18 protein-coding genes are annotated in these 18,041 nt (G+C 68.6%); 12 read left to right on the forward strand and 6 right to left on the reverse strand.

Going from position 1 to position 18,041, the window contains the following annotated elements; translation table 11 throughout:
• Window positions 1-89 precede the first annotated feature (89 nt).
• The 5 genes from JOF42_RS04750 to JOF42_RS04770 are packed head-to-tail and all read left to right on the forward strand — an operon-like array spanning window position 90 to window position 5,602.
• Window positions 90-935: a carbohydrate ABC transporter permease gene (locus tag JOF42_RS04750; protein ID WP_210096807.1), complete on the forward strand. Its 846-nt coding sequence runs from the start codon at window positions 90-92 to the stop codon at window positions 933-935.
• Window positions 935-1,843, forward strand: coding sequence for a carbohydrate ABC transporter permease (locus tag JOF42_RS04755; protein WP_210096808.1), 909 nt, complete (start codon window positions 935-937; stop codon window positions 1,841-1,843). Before JOF42_RS04750 ends, JOF42_RS04755 begins: the two co-directional genes overlap by 1 nt.
• Before the next feature lie 3 nt (window positions 1,844-1,846).
• A complete protein-coding gene (locus JOF42_RS04760; RefSeq protein WP_210096809.1) occupies window positions 1,847-3,346 on the forward strand; it encodes a hypothetical protein in 1,500 nt (499 codons plus the stop codon).
• A 34-nt stretch (window positions 3,347-3,380) separates the two neighbouring features.
• Window positions 3,381-4,496: an ROK family transcriptional regulator gene (locus tag JOF42_RS04765; RefSeq protein ID WP_210096810.1), complete on the forward strand. Its 1,116-nt coding sequence runs from the start codon at window positions 3,381-3,383 to the stop codon at window positions 4,494-4,496.
• Entirely contained in the window at window positions 4,493-5,602 is a 1,110-nt protein-coding gene (locus JOF42_RS04770) for an ROK family transcriptional regulator (RefSeq protein ID WP_210096811.1), read from the forward strand. The genes JOF42_RS04765 and JOF42_RS04770 overlap by 4 nt, the downstream gene beginning before the upstream one ends.
• A 57-nt stretch (window positions 5,603-5,659) precedes the next feature.
• Here JOF42_RS04770 and purQ read toward each other — a convergent pair whose 3' ends face one another.
• The 3 genes from purQ to JOF42_RS04785 all read right to left on the reverse strand — a co-directional run bounded on the left by purQ (window position 5,660) and on the right by JOF42_RS04785 (window position 7,223).
• Window positions 5,660-6,367 carry a phosphoribosylformylglycinamidine synthase subunit PurQ gene (gene purQ / locus JOF42_RS04775; RefSeq protein WP_210096812.1) on the reverse strand — a complete coding sequence of 236 codons (708 nt, stop codon included), beginning with the start codon at window positions 6,365-6,367 and terminating at the stop codon, window positions 5,660-5,662.
• Window positions 6,364-6,612, reverse strand: a complete 249-nt coding sequence (gene purS / locus JOF42_RS04780) for a phosphoribosylformylglycinamidine synthase subunit PurS (RefSeq protein ID WP_120494994.1) — start codon at window positions 6,610-6,612, stop codon at window positions 6,364-6,366. Before purS ends, purQ begins: the two co-directional genes overlap by 4 nt.
• Before the next feature lie 80 nt (window positions 6,613-6,692).
• Window positions 6,693-7,223 carry an adenine phosphoribosyltransferase gene (locus JOF42_RS04785; RefSeq protein ID WP_120494995.1) on the reverse strand — a complete coding sequence of 177 codons (531 nt, stop codon included), beginning with the start codon at window positions 7,221-7,223 and terminating at the stop codon, window positions 6,693-6,695.
• A gap of 150 nt (window positions 7,224-7,373) precedes the next feature.
• Here JOF42_RS04785 and JOF42_RS04790 point away from each other — a divergent pair, with 150 nt between their 5' ends.
• The 5 genes from JOF42_RS04790 (at window position 7,374) to JOF42_RS04810 (ending at window position 13,254) form a co-directional block, all read left to right on the forward strand.
• Window positions 7,374-8,687: an ABC transporter substrate-binding protein gene (locus tag JOF42_RS04790; RefSeq protein WP_210096813.1), complete on the forward strand. Its 1,314-nt coding sequence runs from the start codon at window positions 7,374-7,376 to the stop codon at window positions 8,685-8,687.
• A gap of 115 nt (window positions 8,688-8,802) precedes the next feature.
• Complete coding sequence (locus JOF42_RS04795) at window positions 8,803-9,879, forward strand: carbohydrate ABC transporter permease (RefSeq protein ID WP_210096814.1); 1,077 nt, start codon at window positions 8,803-8,805, stop codon at window positions 9,877-9,879.
• On the forward strand, window positions 9,876-10,766 hold the full coding sequence (locus tag JOF42_RS04800; RefSeq protein ID WP_210096815.1) for a carbohydrate ABC transporter permease: 891 nt from the start codon (window positions 9,876-9,878) through the stop codon (window positions 10,764-10,766). Before JOF42_RS04795 ends, JOF42_RS04800 begins: the two co-directional genes overlap by 4 nt.
• Before the next feature lie 5 nt (window positions 10,767-10,771).
• The gene (locus JOF42_RS04805; protein WP_210096816.1) at window positions 10,772-12,202 is read left to right on the forward strand and encodes a glycoside hydrolase family 1 protein; all 1,431 of its coding nucleotides are present in this window, start codon (window positions 10,772-10,774) and stop codon (window positions 12,200-12,202) included.
• 56 nt (window positions 12,203-12,258) lie between these two features.
• A complete protein-coding gene (locus tag JOF42_RS04810) occupies window positions 12,259-13,254 on the forward strand; it encodes a LacI family DNA-binding transcriptional regulator (RefSeq protein WP_210096817.1) in 996 nt (331 codons plus the stop codon).
• Between the two features lie 93 nt (window positions 13,255-13,347).
• Here JOF42_RS04810 and JOF42_RS04815 read toward each other — a convergent pair whose 3' ends face one another.
• Window positions 13,348-14,151, reverse strand: a complete 804-nt coding sequence (locus JOF42_RS04815) for a DUF1266 domain-containing protein (RefSeq protein WP_210096818.1) — start codon at window positions 14,149-14,151, stop codon at window positions 13,348-13,350.
• Between the two features lie 117 nt (window positions 14,152-14,268).
• On the opposite strand from JOF42_RS04815, the gene JOF42_RS04820 reads away from it, so the two are divergent.
• Entirely contained in the window at window positions 14,269-14,934 is a 666-nt protein-coding gene (locus JOF42_RS04820; protein ID WP_210096819.1) for a TetR/AcrR family transcriptional regulator, read from the forward strand.
• Between the two features lie 66 nt (window positions 14,935-15,000).
• On the opposite strand, the gene JOF42_RS04825 is transcribed toward JOF42_RS04820, so the two are convergent.
• Together JOF42_RS04825 and JOF42_RS04830 are read right to left on the reverse strand one after the other, a co-directional pair.
• Window positions 15,001-16,356 (reverse strand): uracil-xanthine permease family protein, encoded by a 1,356-nt coding sequence (locus tag JOF42_RS04825; RefSeq protein WP_210096820.1) that lies wholly within the window; start codon window positions 16,354-16,356, stop codon window positions 15,001-15,003.
• Window positions 16,357-16,530: 174 nt separating this feature from the next.
• Window positions 16,531-17,409, reverse strand: a complete 879-nt coding sequence (locus JOF42_RS04830) for a phosphoribosylaminoimidazolesuccinocarboxamide synthase (RefSeq protein ID WP_210096821.1) — start codon at window positions 17,407-17,409, stop codon at window positions 16,531-16,533.
• Between the two features lie 58 nt (window positions 17,410-17,467).
• On the opposite strand from JOF42_RS04830, the gene JOF42_RS04835 reads away from it, so the two are divergent.
• Entirely contained in the window at window positions 17,468-18,016 is a 549-nt protein-coding gene (locus JOF42_RS04835) for a GNAT family N-acetyltransferase (protein ID WP_210096822.1), read from the forward strand.
• The last annotated feature ends 25 nt before the right edge of the window (window positions 18,017-18,041 follow it).

Consider the following 18,041-nt stretch of genomic DNA (forward strand, 5'->3'; position numbering starts at 1 on the left):
CACCTCGTCCCCCGTCGCCCCGCGCTCGGCGCACGGCGAGCAGCCGCCGGAGCACGGCCCCGTTCTGGCTCTTGACGCCGGCGGGCCTGATGATCCTGTTCGTCACCCTGCTGCCGATCGGCTTCCTCGTCTTCACGTCCTTCACGAACTACAACCAGCGGACGCTTTTCACGGGAGCCTTCGACTTCGTCGGTCTGGATCAGTACGCCGCGGTGCTGGCCGACCGGGAGTTCTGGCTGTCCCTCACGCGCACGATCGTCTTCACGGCGGCTCTGGTCGTGGGCAGTGTGGCGATCGGCGCGGGGATGTCGCATCTCATGACGCGCCTGCCCTCCGGCATCCGTTATCTCACCACCGTCGTGCTGATCCTGGCCTGGGCCATGCCGAACGTCGCCTCGTCGATCGTCTGGTCGTGGCTCTTCCAGCCGCAGTACGGCGTGATCAACTGGATGCTCACGCAGCTCGGCATCTTCGGCGACATGACCAGCAAGGACTGGTCGTCCGATCCGGTGCTCGCGTGGGTCTGCATCTGGATGCTCGTCGTCTGGCAGGCCGTCCCCTTCATCGCGCTGACCCTGTACGCCGCCGAGACGCAGGTCGCGGTCGAGCTGAAGGAGGCCGCCCGGCTCGACGGAGCATCCGAATGGCGCATCTATCGCGTCGTCGTGCTGCCCTCGATCGCACCGACGATCCTGCTCGTGACGATGCTCTCGATCATCTGGGACTTCAACGTCTTCAACCAGATCTGGCTCATCTCCGAGGGCGGTCCCGACGGGGCGACCTCGACACTCGGCGTCTTCACCTACACGACGGCGTTCTCCGGCAACCTGCAGATCGGGGCGGGGTCGGCGATCGCCGTGGCCTCGACCGTCATCCTCGCGGCGCTCAGCGCCGTGTACATCCGACACCTCGTGCGGTCGGGAGAGGACCTCTGATGACCACGACGACCACCGCCCCGGCTCCCGCGGCGACCACGACCACGACGACCGCCACCGGACGCAGGCGACGCCGACGCCGCACCCCCTGGGTCAGCAGCAGCATCGCGATCCTCTTCTGCATCGTGTGGGCGTTCCCGGTGTACTGGATGATCAACACCGCGTTCAAGCCGCGGTCGGAGATGCTCAGCAGCACGCCGCACTTCCTCCCCGAATCGCCCACGCTCGACAACTTCTTCACGGCGATCGGCAAGGGCCAGTTCCACATCTATCTGCAGAACTCCGTGATCGTCGTCACCGGTGCGGTGGTGTTCGCGATCGTGCTCGGCCTGTTCGCGGCGGCCGCGCTGTCGCGGTTCCGGTTCCGCGGCCGTCGGCCCATCCTGGTGCTCATCCTCATCGTCCAGATGCTGCCGGGCACAGCGCTGCTCATCCCGCAGTTCCTGATCTTCAACTCGATGGGACTCCTGGGGACCTACTGGGGCCTGATCCTCTCGTACGTCGCGAGCGTGCTCCCGTTCTCGATCTGGGTGATGCGCGGGTTCTTCCTCGCCATCCCGATCGAGCTCGACGAGGCCGCCCGCATCGACGGCGCCACGACGTGGCAGGTGCTCACCCGGGTGCTGTTCCCGCTCGTGATGCCCGGCATCATCTCGAGCAGCGTGTTCGCGTTCATCGCCGCCTGGAACGACTACATCGTCGCGTTCACGTTCATGAAGGATCAGGCGAATTACACGCTGCCCGTGTGGTTGAACTCCTTCACCGTCTCGGTCGGCGGCGAGATGGGCACGGACTACGGCGGGCAGATGGCCGCAGCGACGCTGTTCGCTCTCCCTGTCGTCGTCTTCTTCATGATCATCCAACGCAACCTGGTGACCGGCATGTCCGCCGGCGCCGTGAAGGGCTGACCGATGTCTGCGACGAACGGCCGCGATCGGCCGAAGACGAAGGCGGTCGTCCTGACCACCGCAGCGACCCTGATGATCCTGGCGACGATCGGCGCCGGTGTGCAGCCGGCACTCGCCGCACCCTCCTCGGCGGGAACCGCGGCGGCCGGGGCTGCGGGGACCGTGGACTGGTACGTCGCGCCCGACGGAACGGTCGACTACGAGCACTCGGCGGCGCTGGCCTACGAGTTCCTCGACGACCGGGTCGACGAGTACTGCAGCGCAGACGGCATGTGCCTGCCGCGGAGCTACCAGGGCGGGTTCTTCTCGACCCCCGACTGGGAGTTCACGTCGTCGTTCGTGTACGACGACGCGCTGATCGTCATGGCCTATGCGGCGAGGGGGCTTCCCGACGACATCCGTCGGGCGCAGTCGATCGGCGACGCGCTGCTGTTCGTGCAGCAGAACGACCCGGACTTCTCCGACGGGCGCACCAGGGCGTCGTATCAGCCTGCGAGCCTCCGTGCCGGCGCTGTCGAGATCGGATCCTCGGCGTCGAACACCGGCAATCAGGCGTGGGTGGGGATGGCGCTCGCCCGTCTCTTCGACGTCACCGGCGAACGGAAGTACCTCGACGGAGCCCTGCGGTTGGCCGACTGGATCCAGCAGAACACGGCCGACACCGAGCAGGCGCCCTTCGGCTACACCGGCGGACAGGATGCCGACGGCAACCCGTTCACGTTCAAGTCGACCGAGCACAACATCGATGTCGCCGCCTTCTTCACGCAGATGTCTGCGCTCACCGGCGATGCGGTGTGGGCGGATCGGGCGGCCGTCGCCGCGGGCTTCGTCGCCGCGATGCAGACCGAGGACGGCCACCTGTGGACGGGGACCCATCCGGATGGCGTCTCGACGAACTATTACCCGATCCCCGAGGACCCTCAGACCTGGAGCTACCTCGCGACGCTCGACGACCGATATGCGTCCGCGCTGGCATGGACGGTCGAGAACCTGCATGCGACCGACGGTCCGTACGCGGGGCCCGCGTTCAGCAGCGCCGATGTGTCGAAGGTCTGGTTCGAGGGGTCGGGGCAGCTGGCTCTCGCCCTGCGCACCCGCGACTCCGCCGGTGACGCGGACTACACGCAGTCGATCCTCGCTTCGGCGGAGCTCGCTCAGCGGCAGGCCGCGAACGGCGACGGCCGAGGGATCGTCGCGTCGTCGAGCGACGGACTCGACACCGGGTTCGGCGACCTCTACTACTCGAGCCTCCACACCGGAGCGACCGCGTGGTACCTCCTCGCGGTCACGGGGTACAACCCGTTCCGCCTCGCGGTGGATCCCGAGACGCCGACGGTCCCGAGTCCCGAGGGCGAGGGCGAAGGCGTCGCGCCGATCGCCGACGCATCCGACGATGTCCTGGCCGAGAGCGGCTCCGAGGCCCCTGTCGTCGCGATCGGCATCGGCGGGTTCGCGCTCCTCGTCGGGGTGACCCTGCTGCGACGTCGTCATGCCGCGAGGTGATGCCGATCCCGGGTCGGGCGGGAGACAATGGGCTGTGGCCGATCTCCGCATCACGACCAAGGCGCTCCCCGAGCACAATCGCGTGCGCAATCGCGCGATGCTGCTGCAGACGCTGTTCCACGAGGGGCCGCGCAGTCGGGCGGACATCGCCCGCGGATCGGGGCTCAACAAGGTCACCGTCTCGACCATCGTCGGCGAGCTGATCGATCAGGGCATCCTCGTCGAGGCGGGGCATGCGGCGGAGGGCCGCGTGGGAAAGCCGGCGACGCTGGTCGCCCTCGACGACGACTCCCGCTCGATCATCAGCCTCGACCTCTCCGACGCGCAGTCGTTCCGGGGCGCGGTCATGAATCTGCGCGGGGAGGTGTCGCACGAGCGCCGAGTCGATGCGCTCACCGAGCGCGGCGACGACGCGATCGCGCGCGTCATCGCGATGATCGAGGAGCTGCTCGCCGAGGCATCCGCTCCCGTCCTCGGGATCGGCGTCGGCAGCCCCGGCGTGGTCGACCGTGACGGCGTCGTGCGCTTCGCGCCCCATCTCGGCTGGTTCGGCGCTGACCTGCGTGGGTCTCTGAAGGAGCGCTTCGGTCTGCCGGTGCACATCGTCAACGACGCCAACGGCATGGCTCTCGCGGTGCACACCTTCCGCGAGAACGACGACGGCCGCAGCATCCTGATCCTGACCATCCAGCGTGGAGCGGGGGCGGGGCTGATCATCGGCGAGACGCTGATCGACGGCGTCGACTTCATGGCGGGCGAGATCGGCCACGTGGTGGTGGATCCGACACGCGACACCACCTGTCTGTGCGGACGCCCCGGATGCCTCGACGCGATCGTCGCGGTACCGGCGCTGCGCGCGCGCCTCGACGCCGGTGAGAACCGCGACGAGGTCATGGACGACGCGGCGGACGCGCTCGCCGCTGCCGTGGCTCCGATCATCTCGATGCTGGGTGCGACCCGCATCGTGCTCGTCGGCCCGGAGGACATCCTCGACGAGACGTTCGCGCAGCGGACCCAGCGGTGTCTGACCGACCGCACGCTTCCGTCGACGACCAGCACGATCGGCGTCGAGATCGGCTCGGACGGCGGACTGCTCGCGCTGCAGGGCCCCCTGGTCGCGGTGCTCTCGGCGGAATTGGGCATCTCGTGACGAACCGCGGCACCGAGAAGGCCCTGCCGGAGCACACCCGGCAGGTCAACCGCTCCCTGATCCTGCGCACGCTCTTCCGCAGTGATGCGATGAGTCGAGCGGACCTCGCCAGAGCGACCGGACTCACCAGGGTGAGCGTGTCGCGCATCGTCGATCACCTCGCGGCCGAAGGGGTCGTGCGCGAGAGCGGGCCGAGCCCCGAGGGGAGGGTCGGCAAGCCGAGCACCCTCATCGCGTTGAACCCCGATTCCTATCACGTGGTCACACTCGACCTCTCGGCCTACGCGGAGCTGAGCGGGGCGATCATGAACCTCGACGGCGAGGTGGTGCATTCGACGAGCGTGCCCACCGACGGCGCTCGGGGCGCCGCGCTGGTCGACAAGGTCTGCGCGCTGGCCTCGGTGCTGGTCAAGCGGTCGACCGTGCGGGTCCTCGGTGTGGGCATCGGCTCTCCCGGTGTCGTCAACACCGAGGGTGTCGTCCTCGAGGCCGTGGCCTTCGACTGGCACGGGCTCGATCTCGGTGCGGCGCTCTCGGCCGCGGTCTCCGTGCCCGTTCACATCGCGAACGACGCCAATGCCGCCGCTCTCGCCGCGCGAACCTACGGTCAGCCGGGCGTCGACAACCTGGCGCTCGTGCGGATCGGCCAGGGGATCGGCAGCGGCGTGATCGTGGGTGGCGCGCTCGTCACCGGCGACCGCTTCACGGCCGGCGAGATCGGCCACGTGCTCGTCGACGAGGGCGGCGAGGTGTGCCGATGCGGCCGACGCGGCTGCCTCGAGGTCGTGGCCGCGGTGCCCTACGTGCGTCGCCTGCTCGCGGAGCCCGACGCATCCGCCGACGAGATCCTGACTCGCGCAGGGCGAGCTCTCGGGCGTGTGCTCACCCCGGTCGTCGCCGCTCTCGGCCTCGAGCAGGTCGTGCTGTCCGGACCCCTCGACATCGTCGGCGGGGTCTTCCTCGACGAGACGCGCGCGGCGATCGAGCACGAGGCGCTGGCGATCGTGACCGACGACTTCGAGATCCGTGTGGCGGTGCGCGGCGACGACATCGTCCTGCTCGGCGGTACCGCGCTGGTGGTCGCCGAGGAGCTCGGCATCCGCTGATCGCGGCCCGATGCGGATGCTCTCCGCAGACCGCCGGTTCTCTCGCTGTGCCGCGGCCTACGCGGCGACGCGTGCGACCGCGGCGATCGCGCTGGTGAAGAAGTCGAGTCCGTCGATGCCCGAGCGCATGGCCGCGGCGGTGTCGGGGCCGAAGCCCGCCTCGGTGGCGTGCTCGGGGTGCGGCATGAGCCCCACGACGTTGCCCGCCTCGTTGGTGAGTCCGGCGATGTCGCGCAGCGACCCGTTCGGGTTCACGCCCGCATAGCGGAACGCGACGAGGCCCTCGCCCTCGAGACGGTCGAGGGTCTCTTCGTCGGCGATGTATCCGCCGTCGGCGTTCTTCAGCGGGATCGTGATCTCCTGGCCGGTGCGGAACCTGTTGGTCCACGCCGTGTCGGAGTTCTCGACGATGAGCTTCTGGTCGCGACGCACGAAGTGCTGGTGGTCGTTGCGGATCAGGCCGCCGGGCAGCAGGTGCGCCTCGACGAGCATCTGGAAGCCGTTGCAGATGCCGAGGATCGGCATGCCCTTGGCCGCTGCGTCCTTGACCTCGGCCATGATCGGCGAGAGCGCGGCGATCGCACCGGCGCGCAGGTAGTCGCCGTAGCTGAAGCCACCGGGGAGGACGAGGGCGTCGACGCCTTCGAGATCGTGCGAGCCGTGCCACAGGGCGACGGGCTCGGCGCCGGCGATGCGCACGGCGCGCTGCGCGTCGCGGTCGTCGAGCGAGCCGGGGAAGGTGATGACCCCGATGCGCGTGGTCACTCGGCGACCTCGATGCCGACGACGTCCTCGATCACGGAGTTGGAGAGCACCTCGTCGGCGATGCGGCGGGCCTCGGCGAGGATCTCGTCGGTGACCTCGCCCTCGACGGTGAGCTCGAAGCGCTTGCCGATGCGGACATCGGAGAAGCCCTCGACGCCCAGACGCGCGAATGCGCCGGACACGGCCTTCCCCTGCGGGTCGAGCAGTTCGGGCTTGGGCATGACGTCGACGACGATGGTGGGCATGAACGGCTCCGGAAGTCGCGGGCGGACGGGCGTGCTCAGTCTACCGGCTCGGGACTGACTCGAATCCCGGAGCGCGAGCGTCAGGCGTGGAAGACGGTGTGCAGGTCTCCGATGGCGTCGCGGCCGCCGAGTCCGTCGATCTCGAAGAGCACCGAGATCCCGACGACGTGGCTGCCGAGGCGCTCGACCAGCTCGCGTCCGGCGGCCAGGGTTCCGCCCGTGGCGAGGACGTCGTCGATCAGCAGCACGCGGGATCCGGCGGGCAGGTCGTCGTGCATCTCGATCGTCGCAGTGCCGTACTCGAGGGCGTAGTCGACGGATGCTGCGGGGCGAGGCAGCTTGCCCGCTTTGCGGATCGGGATCAGGCCCACGCCCGCGGCGATCGCGGCCGCCCCGGCCAGGATGAAGCCGCGTGCCTCGATGCCTGCGACGACGTCGAACTGGCCCGCGAACGGCGCGATGATCGCCTCAGTGGTGGCCTGGAGGGCCTCGGCGTCGGCGAGCAGCGGGGTGATGTCGCGGAAGATGATCCCCGCCTCGGGGTAGTCCGGGATGCTGCGGATCAGCGATTCGGCGCGGACGAGGGCGGGGGAGAGTTCGGTGTCGGGCACCGGTCAAGGGTACGCCACCGGTGGGGCTTGACTTTCGTGGGAGCGCTCCCATAGAGTCACTCTTCAGTGCATGGGAGCGCTCCCACGAGCATCCCTGCATCCCCCGAAAGCACCAGCACCACCGCACGACCCACCACAAAGGAGTGAACTGTGAACACACGTGCCCGCACCCGGATCCTCACGGCAGCAGCCGCGGCATCCGTCTCCGTCCTGGCCCTCGCCGGCTGCGCCTCCACCGGCGCGGACGGCGGCGACGGCGCCGCCGGCGACGAGGACGTCACGCTGACCGTCACGACCTTCGGAACCTTCGGTTACGAAGACCTCTACGACGAATACGAGAAGGCGCACCCGAACGTCACGATCGAGGCGACCAACATCGACACCGGCGGCAACGCCCGCACCGACGCCTTCACGAAGATCGCCGCAGGCTCGGGCCTGAGCGACGTCGTCGCGATCGAAGAGGGCTGGCTCGGAGCCATCATGGACGTCTCCGACACCTTCGTCGACCTGCGCGACTACGGCATCGAAGACCGCAAGGGCGACTGGGTCGACTGGAAGTACGGCCAGGCGACGGATGCCGACGGCCGCGTGATCGGCTACGGCACCGACATCGGCCCGAGCGGCATCTGCTACAACGGCGCAGCCTTCGAGGCTGCGGGGCTGCCCAGCGACCGCGAGTCGGTCGCCGAACTCCTCAACGGCGACTGGGAGAACTACTTCACCGTCGGCGCCGAGTACACCGAGAAGACCGGCAAGGCCTGGTACGACCACTCCGGCTTCGTCTGGAACGCCATGGTCAACCAGCTCGACGAGGGCTACTACACCTCTGACGGCGAGCTGAACGTCGAGGACAACGCCGAGCTCAAGGAGCGCTTCGAACTGCTCGGAGCAGCCACCGAGGGCGGCCAGTCTGCCGCACAGACGGCCTGGGACTGGAACGGCGGCAAGTCGTTCGTCGACGGCACCTTCGCGACCTTCGTCTGCCCCGGCTGGATGCTGGGCGTCGTCCAGGGTCAGGTCGAGGCCGGCGGCGGCGACGCATCCACCGGTTGGGACTTCGCCGACGTGTTCCCCGGCGGAGCAGCCAACTGGGGCGGCGCGTTCCTCTCGATCCCCGAGAGCTCGCAGCACAAGGAAGCCGCGGCGGAGCTCGCCGACTGGCTGACGCAGCCCGAGCAGCAGGTCAAGCAGTCCGCTGCGGCCGGCAACTTCCCGTCGACGATCAAGGCGCAGGAGACCCTGTCATCCGAGGCGACGCCGAACGCGTTCTTCAACGACGCGCCGACCGGAGCGATCCTCGCCGAGCGCGCGAAGGGTGTCGTCGCCCAGTTCAAGGGTGCCGATGACTCGGTCATCCAGGAGAACGTCTTCGGTCCGGCCCTCAGCGGGCTCGACCGCGGCGAGACCGACACCCAGGGCGCCTGGGATGCCGCGATCAAGCTCCTGAACGAGCTGGTCGACTGACCCAGCCACTGCCTCCACTCCGGTCGCAGTTCGTGCCGCGCCTCCTCTGCGGGGGCGGCACGGACTGCGACCGGAACCGGACGAGCCGACACGCGACTCAGACGAAAGAACCCTCATGACCCTCACAGCGGAACGCCGCGAGACGGCATCCGAACAGCCGAAGCCGGATGCCGCCGGAAGGCGCCCCTGGCGACACCGCCTCTCGCGGTTCGACCAGAACGCGTCGCCGTACTTCTACATCTCGCCGTTCTTCCTGCTGTTCGGCCTGGTCGGTCTGTTCCCCCTGATCTACACGGTGTGGGTGGCCGTGCACGAGTGGGACCTGCTCAAGGGGCAGGGGGAGTTCGTCGGAGCGGGTAACTTCATCGAGATCCTCGGTGATGCCATGTTCTGGAACTCGATCTTCAACACCCTGAGCATCTTCCTGCTCTCGGCGATCCCGCAGCTGGCCGTCGCCCTGGTGATCGCCTATCTCCTCGACCGAGGCCTTCGCGCTCCGACGTTCTGGCGCATGAGCGTGCTCATCCCGTTCGTCGTGACGCCCGTGGCCGTCGCCATCATCTTCTCGAGCATCTTCAACGAGGCCGACGGCCTCGCCAACAACCTGCTGAACCTGATCGGCATCGCCGACCAGGAGTGGAAGCACAACACGGCTCTCTCGCACCTCGCGATCGCCGTCATGGTCAACTTCCGCTGGACCGGGTACAACGCCCTCATCCTGCTCGCCGCGATGCAGGCGGTGCCGCGCGACCTCTACGAGTCGGCCGCGCTCGACGGTGCCGGTGCCGCGCGTCGCTTCTTCTCGATCACGATCCCCACGATCCGTCCCACGCTGATCTTCGTCATCATCACCGCGACGATCGGCGGTCTGCAGATCTTCGCCGAGCCTCGCCTGTTCGACGTGTCGACCGCCGGCGGCATCGGCGGCAGCGACCGGCAGTTCCAGACGACGGTGCTGTTCCTGTGGGAGCTCGCGTTCTTCCGTCGAGACCTCGGTGAGGCATCCGCCGTCGCGATCCTGCTCTTCCTGCTCATCGTCGGCATCGGCGTCATCAACTTCCTCATCTCGAGACGGATCTCGACCGGGGATGCTCCCAAGAACCGCGCCGCTCGCCGGCGTGCACGCACGGCCATGGCTGCGGCAGCCGCCGGCACGACGATCGCCACCACGACCGAGGAGAACGCGCGATGACCGCCACCCAGGCACTCAGCGTGCCCGAGAAGATCCGTCGGCGTCGCGGAGTCGTCGGCGGAAACGCCGGAATCGGCAGTCGCCCCGGCTTCCTCACCTACGGCCTGCTCGCCGCGTTCATCATCGGCAGCGTCTACCCGCTGTGGTGGTCGGTGGTCGTGGCGAGCGGCACCAACGCGACCCGCGGTGAGACCCTGCCGCTGATCCCCGGCGGCAACTTCTTCGCCAACGCCGCCAAGGTGTTCGACGCGATCCCCTTCTGGCTCGCTCTCGGAAACTCGTTCCTCATCTCGGCGATCATCACGCTCTCGGTCGTGACGTTCTCGACGCTCGCCGGCTACGCGTTCGCGAAGCTGCGCTTCAAGGGTCGCGACGGTCTGATGATCTTCGTGATCGCGACCATGGCGATCCCGACGCAGCTCGGCATCATCCCGTTGTTCATGCTGATGCGCGAACTCGGCTGGACCGGCTCGATCGGTGCGGTCATCGTGCCGACGCTGGTCACGGCGTTCGGCGTCTTCTTCATGCGGCAGTATCTCGTCGACGTGATCCCCGATGAGCTCATCGAGGCCGCGCGCATGGACGGTGCGAATCAGTTCCGCACGTTCCTCACCGTCGGCATCCCGGCCGCCCGGCCCGCGATGGCCATCCTCGGGCTCTTCACCTTCATGACGGCCTGGACCGACTACCTCTGGCCGCTGATCGTGCTCTCCCCGCAGAACCCGACCCTGCAGACGGCGCTGAGCCAGCTGCAGTCGGGTTACTACATCGACTACTCGATCGTGCTCGCCGGAGCCGTGCTCGCCACCCTCCCGCTGCTCGTCCTGTTCGTCGTGGCCGGACGCCAGCTCGTCAGTGGCATCATGGCGGGCGCGGTGAAAGGATGACCCGTATGACCCGCGCCTTCCCCGAGAACTTCCTCTTCGGAGCCGCGACAGCGGCGTATCAGATCGAGGGGGCGGCTTTCGAAGACGGGCGCACCGCATCGATCTGGGACGCCTTCAGCCGCGAGCCGGGAGCGGTGATCCTGGGCGACAACGGCGACGTGGCGTGCGACCACTACCACCGCTACCCGCAGGACGTGGCCCTCATGAAGGAGCTCGGCCTGCAGACCTACCGCTTCTCGACGTCGTGGTCGCGGGTGCGACCCGACGGCGGAGCGGTCAACGCGAAGGGCGTCGACTTCTACGAGCGCCTCGTCGACGAGCTGCTCGCGAACGACATCCTGCCCTGGCTGACGCTGTACCACTGGGACATGCCGCAGGCGCTGCAGGAGACCGGTGGGTGGACGAACCGCGACACCGTCGGACGCTTCCTCGAATACGCGGGCACGATGCACGACGCGCTGGGCGACCGGGTGAACGTGTGGACGACGCTGAACGAGCCGTGGTGCTCGTCTTTCCTCTCCTACACGGGAGGCGAGCACGCCCCCGGGCATACGAGCGTCGCCGAGGGCCTGCTCGCAGCGCACCACCTGCTGCTCGCGCACGGCGAGACGGTGCGCGAGCTGCGTGGACGCGACGCGAGCCTGAACCTCGGCATCACCCTGAACCACACGGTCGCCGACCCGGCAGACCCCACGAACTCCGCCGACGTCGACGCCGCTCGCCGCGTCGACGGCCAGTTCAACCGCTGGTTCCTCGATCCGATCTACCGCGCCGAGTATCCCGCCGACATCGTCGAGGACATCAGGGCGGTGGATGCCGAGGCCGTGGCCCGCTTCGAGGACGCGGTGCACGACGGAGACCTCGCGACGATCGCGCAGCACATCGACACGCAGGGCGTGAACTACTACCACGGTGACTTCGTGTCGGGCACGGCGCCCGAGGTCGCACCGGTCAGCGGCGGACCCGCGACGGATCGTCCCGGTCGCAGTCCGTACCCGTCGAGCGACGGCATCCACTCGGTCGAGCGCGGCCTCCCGCGCACCGCGCAGAACTGGGAGGTGCAGCCCGAGGGGCTCACCCGCCTACTGCAGCGCGTGTGGACCGAGTACGCCGAACCGGCGGGCACCGTGCTGTACATGACCGAGAACGGCGCCGCCTACGAGGACGTCGCGGTCGTCGAAGACGGTGAGACCCGCGTGCACGACGAGGATCGCACCGAGTTCCTGCGCCTGCACCTCGGCGCTGTGCTCGACGCAGCGGACGCGGGAGTCGACGTGCGCGGCTACTTCTACTGGTCGATGTTCGACAACTTCGAGTGGGCCTGGGGCTACGACAAGCGCTTCGGCATCGTGCGCGTCGACTACGACACCCAGGAGCGGAGTCTGAAGGACTCCGGTCGGGAGTACGCTCGCATCATCGCCGCTCGCGCTCTCTGACGCCGGACGGCGGCACATGGGAGCATCCGACTTCGCTGTCGGACGGAGGGAGAGTCGTGTCGATACGAGCGACCATCGAAGAGGTGGCGTCCGCCGCCGGAGTCTCGCGATCGACGGTGTCGCGCGTCGTGAACGGATCGACGGCGGTGAGTCCGGAGGCGCTCGTCGCGGTGCAGCGGGCCATCGAGGAGCTCAGCTACGTGCCCAACCGCGCGGCGCGATCGCTGGCCTCGAAGCAGACTCACGCGATCGCCCTGATCGTGCCCGAAGACACCACCCGCTTCTTCGGCGACCCGTTCTTCGCGGCGATCGTGGCGGGCATCACGGGGGCGCTCCGCGGCTCCGACTACCTCCTCAACCTGCTCATCGCGAGTGACGACCCCGGCGACAAGATGACCAGCTTCGTCCGCAACGGCGGAGTCGACGGTGCGCTCATCGTGTCGCACCACACCAGTGACGCCTTCATCGAGCGTGTCGCCGACGCGGTCCCCGTCGTGTGGGGTGGCCGTCCGGTGCGCCTGCGCGAGGGCGACTACGTGGTCGATGTCGACAACGTCGCCGGCGCGCGCACGGCGACCGAGCACCTGATCGAGACCGGACGCACCCGCATCGCGACGATCTCGGGGCCCATGACCATGGTGTCGTCGGTCGACCGTGTGCAGGGCTTCCGGGCGGCGTTGGCGGATGCGGGGCTGACGCCGTTCGCGGCGGAGGCCGGCGACTACAGCGAGGCGAGCGGAGCGGATGCCGCACGTCGCATCCTCGCGGCGGGGCGCCCCGACGCGATCTTCGTCGCCAGCGACCTCATGGCGCGAGGAGCGTTGACGGCGCTGCGCGCTGCCGGCATCCGGGTGCCGGAAGACGTGGCGCTGGTCGGGTTCGACGACTCGTCGGTCGCGCTGAGCACCGATCCGCAGCTCACGACCATGCGGCAGCCGATGTACGCGCAGGGCGAGGCGATGGCAGGGGTGCTGCTGTCGCGGCTGGCCGGACGCGACCCCGAGCACACCACGATCCTGCCGACCGAGCTCGTGGTGCGCGCCTCGTCGTAGCCTCGCCCTCACCCCTGCATCTGACGGGGAAGGGCGACACGGATGCGGACCCGACGCCCCTCCAGGTGGGTCCGCATCCGTGATCCTGTGCGGTCAGCCGATGCGTTGGGCCGACCTGAGTTCGATCGGCGCCGGCCAGGGCAGCATCGCCCACGGTCCGTTGCGCTTCGTCGACGTCGCTTCCTTGAAGTCGCTCCACCCGTCTCCGAACTTCGCGAACGATTCGTCGTCGAGAGCGCCGTCGCTCCAGTGCATGATGCGTCCTGCGAGGTAGCTGAGCCCGAAGTCCGCCCACGACACGAACGACGGTCGGGCTTTGATGCTGATGCGGTGGATGATCAGGCGGGCCTCGGCGACGTCGGCATACCCGAGCGCGACACCCCACGTCGTCAACGCCACGGCCTGGCCGAGGGCATAGGCGTCGAGCGTGCGGACGAAGAGGTCGGGCGTGACGACCTCCCTGCCGACGCGCTTGCGCACCTCCCGCTCGATGTGCTCGATGCCGACGACGAACGGATGCGCGTCGTGCTCGTCACCGCCGTCCGCAGCGATGGCGTCGAGCCACTCCCGCGTCGTCGGCACGCGTCCCAGCGCGGTGGCAAGATCGTTGCGGACGCCCAGGTGGAGCATCCACGCATGGCGGCGACGTCGCACGGTGCACAGGTGATCGATCATGCCGAGCCAGTCCGTTCGGGAGTGGATCCCCCACTGCTCGGCGAGCATCCGACCCTCGTCCTCGCCGAGTTCCGGCGCGGTCGGATCGTTCCACGGGCCCGACGGCATGGTGCGGATCTGGAGGTATCCCAGAGCGATCTCACTCGCTGCGGCATCGTCCGTGGAGTGGCTGCTCGACGTCGTGACCCTTGGTGCAGGCAGGACCCACGAGAGGGGATGCATCGCACTCCTTCCGACGCGGCATCGACGACACGCAAAGCTTGAATAGCTGTTCAGTCAGTAATATATAGGTTTCGGAGCCTTTTTCCGAGTCGTCCAATCCTGGGGAGGTGGACATGCATGACGCGTAACGATGAATTGAATCGCGTCGCGCGGGAGCGCTCCCGCCAGGTCATCCTGCAGGCTGCGATCGACCTCTTCGCAGAGCGTGGTGTCTCGGGTGCGAGCATCGCCGAGATCACGCGTCGGGCGGGGGTGGCGCAGGGTTTGGCGAACTACCACTTCGGCGGCAAGGAGCAGCTGATCGCAGCCGTCCTCGACAGCTGGTTCGATGTCCTGTTCGGCATCCCCCAGGTCGAGGGGCCCGCCGACGCGCGTCTGGCCGGCATCATCGACGGCGCACTCACCGCCACCGGGTACGCGCTGCCGGTGCAGCGAGCGGTGTTCGCGATGCAGCAGCAGCCCGGTACACACCGCCTGTACGCCGAGGCGGAGGAGCGGCATGCCGAGCAGGCGAGACTCTCGGAGAACATCGTGCGCGAGATCTTCCGGGAGCGTGGGGCTGCCGACCCGCCGCTCGAGGAGATCATGCTCCGCAGCACGCTCGAGGGGATCTTCATGAAGTTCGCGGTGTACGGCGACACGTTCCCGCTCGAGGATGCGCGTCGCTGGGTGCACCGGCTCTACGGCCTGCCTGAGCCGGTGACGCCGCTGCCGTTGCAGCTCGCCCCGCGCGATCCGGACGCCAGGACCAGGGCGTCCGGAGCGCTCCGCCCCGAGCTCTGAATCACTGCACGCGAAGATCCCGGATGCCGCCGCTGCAGCATCCGGGATCTGTCTCAGATTCTGGAGTTACGCGGGGTCGCCGCCCAGCGGACCGACAGGCTCGAGCGGCTTCGGGTCGTCGGCGCCGGTCTTGCGCGCGCGGGCGATGAGGTTGCCCAGGTGGTAGATCAGCAGTGCCGCGACCGTGCCGAGCACGATGCCGCCGAAGGCGAAGTCGCCGAGCTGCATCGAGAAGCCGGCGATGCCGATCACGAGCGAGACGGCTGCGGTGTACTGGTTCACCGGACGCGAGAAGTCGACCTTGCTGTCGACCCAGATCTTGATGCCGATGATGCCGATCAGGCCGTACAGCGCGGTGGTCGCGCCACCGAGCACGCCGGCGGGGATCGAGTTGAAGACCTCGCCGACCTTGGGTGAGAACGCCAGCAGGATCGCGAACAGGCCGGCGACCCAGTACACCGCGGTCGAGTAGACGCGGGTGGCGGCCATGACGCCGATGTTCTCGCCGTATGTGGTGGTGCCGGATCCGCCGAAGCCACCGGCGATCGTCGTGGCGACACCGTCGGCGATGAGCGCGCGACCCGTGTGCTTGTTGATCGCGGGGTCTTCGGTCATGGTCGCGACGCCGCGCACGTGTCCGACGTTCTCGGCGACGAGCACCAGGACGACGGGGAGGAACATCGCGATCGTCGACCAGGTGCCCGGCGCGACGAAGTCGGGGAGCTGGAACTCGGGCAGGCCGACCCAGGGAGCGTCCGCGATGAGCTCGGCGGGGGTCTTGCCTCCGCGCAGGGCGTTGGGCACCTCGAACGAGCCGGTGAAGGCGGCGTAGATGAAGCCCACCGCGACGCCGAGGAAGATCGAGATGCGGCCGAGGAAGCCGCGGAACAGCACCGCGAACAGGATGATCGCGACGAGCGTGATGGTCGCGGTGACCGGGTCGAGCTGGAAGTTGTTCCACGCGGTCGGCGCGAGGTTGAAGCCGATCAGCGCGACGATCGCTCCGGCGACGACCGGGGGCATGAGCGCGTCGACCCAGCGGAGGCCGGCGAACTGCACGACCAGACCGACCACGGTGAGCAGGATGCCGACCGCGACGACTCCGGCCAGAGCCGAGCCGGTGCCACCCGCCGCGACGGCAGCCGTGATCGGCGCGATGAACGCGAACGACGAGCCCAGGTAGCTCGGCAGCTGGTTCTTGGTGATCAGCAGGAAGATCAGGGTGCCGAGACCGCTGAAGAGCAGGGTGGTCGAGACCGGGAAGCCGGTCAGCGTCGGCACGAGGAACGTGGCGCCGAACATCGCAACCACGTGCTGGGCACCGATCGCGATCGTGGCCGGCCAGTTCAGGCGCTCATCGGGCTTGACGACGGCGCCGGGTTCGACCGTGCGGCCGTTTCCGTGGGTCTTCCACAGGGGCATGCGGGCTCCTCAGTATCGGGGGAGGGGGAGTGCTGGAGCAACACTACCGATTCCTGAGTGTTCCCTGGGTGCGGGGCCGGCCCGACGCCTGGGGCGGACTTCTGCGCTTCGGGAGGAGGAATCTGGAGGATCTCTCCTCCCGAGAAGCAGTTCTCCTCCCGAGAGCGCGCGGGGTCAGGCCCCGAGGCGCTCGATCAACTCGCGGTAGCGGGCGGCGGTGCGCTCGACGATGTCTGCGGGCAGCACGGGCGGCTCGCCCTGCTTGTCCCAGTTGGCGGCGAGCCAGTCGCGCACGATCTGCTTGTCGAAGCTCGCCATGCGCTCGCTCGGCGTCGAGCCGGTGCGCCACGCTTCGGCATCCCAGTACCGCGACGAGTCACTCGTGAGCACCTCGTCGGCCAGGTGCAGGATGCCCTCGGCATCCGTTCCGAACTCGAACTTGGTGTCGGCGAGGATCAGGCCCTTCTCCTCGGCGATCGCGGCGGCGCGCGTGTAGAGCGCCAGCGAGACGTCGCGCAGCTCGGTGGCGCGCTCGGCGCCGACCAGCTCGACCGTCTGCTCGAAGGTGATGTTCTCGTCGTGCTCGCCCATCGGCGCCTTGTAGGCGGGGGTGAACAGCGGCTCGGGCAGGCGGTCGCCGTTCTGCAGGCCGGCGGGCAGCGGGATGCCGCAGACGGTGCCGCTCTCGGTGTACTCGGCCCAGCCGGAGCCGGTGATGTATCCGCGCACGACGCATTCGACCGGGAGCATCTCGAGCGACTGCGCGAGCATGGCACGATCGGCGACGCTCGCGGGGATCTCGCCCTCAGCAAGGTGGTTCGGGACGTCGGCGAGCTCGCTGAACCACCAGCGGCTCAGGCGCGTCAGCAGTGCACCCTTCTCGGGGATGCCCGGCGAGAGCACGAAGTCGAACGCGCTCACGCGGTCGGAGGCGACCACGAGGATGCGGGTGTCGGCGGCGTCATCCGAGGCGTACAGGTCGCGGACCTTGCCCGAGTAGATGTGGCGCCAGCCGGGGATGGTCTGCGCGTTGCTGTCCGAAGGTGTGCTCACCCGCCCATTATCCCGGTTCGCCGCGCCGGGTGTCGGCGGGGGTGCCTAGCCTGGACCCGTGAACGACGATCTCCTCACCGACCGGCTGCGACTGACGCGGGCTGTCCCCTCCGACCTCGATGAGGTCTTCGCGATCCAGAGCGATCCGCGGGTGTGGACGCACTACCCGAGCCTCCGGCACACCGACCCCGCCCAGACCGTCGAGATGATGGAGCGGTGGGGTCGCAGCTGGACGGAGGCCGGTCTCGGATCCTGGGTCGCCCGTCTGCGGGACACCGGCGCGGTCGTCGGCAACGGTGGCTGCACCCTGCTCGGCGGCGAGGTATGGAACATCGGCTACCGGATCTCGGCTGAGCACCACGGCCGCGGGCTCGCCACCGAGCTGGCGCGAGCGGGTGTCGCGCGGGCGCGGGAGATCGCGCCGGAGCGCCCCGTGATCGCCTACCTCGTGGAGCACAACAGCGCCTCCGCTCGCGTCGCCGAGAAGCTGGGCCTCGAACTCGTGCATCGTGCGCCGGATGCCGGCAATCCCGACCCTTCGGTGATCAGGCTCGTCTACGCGGATCGGCCGCTCACGTCGGCTCAGCTCGGGGCTGCTCTGCAGTAGAGCGATCTGCCGTCCTCGGCGTTGT

The organism is Microbacterium phyllosphaerae, assembly GCF_017876435.1.
Taxonomy (GTDB): Bacteria; Actinomycetota; Actinomycetes; order Actinomycetales; family Microbacteriaceae; genus Microbacterium; species Microbacterium phyllosphaerae.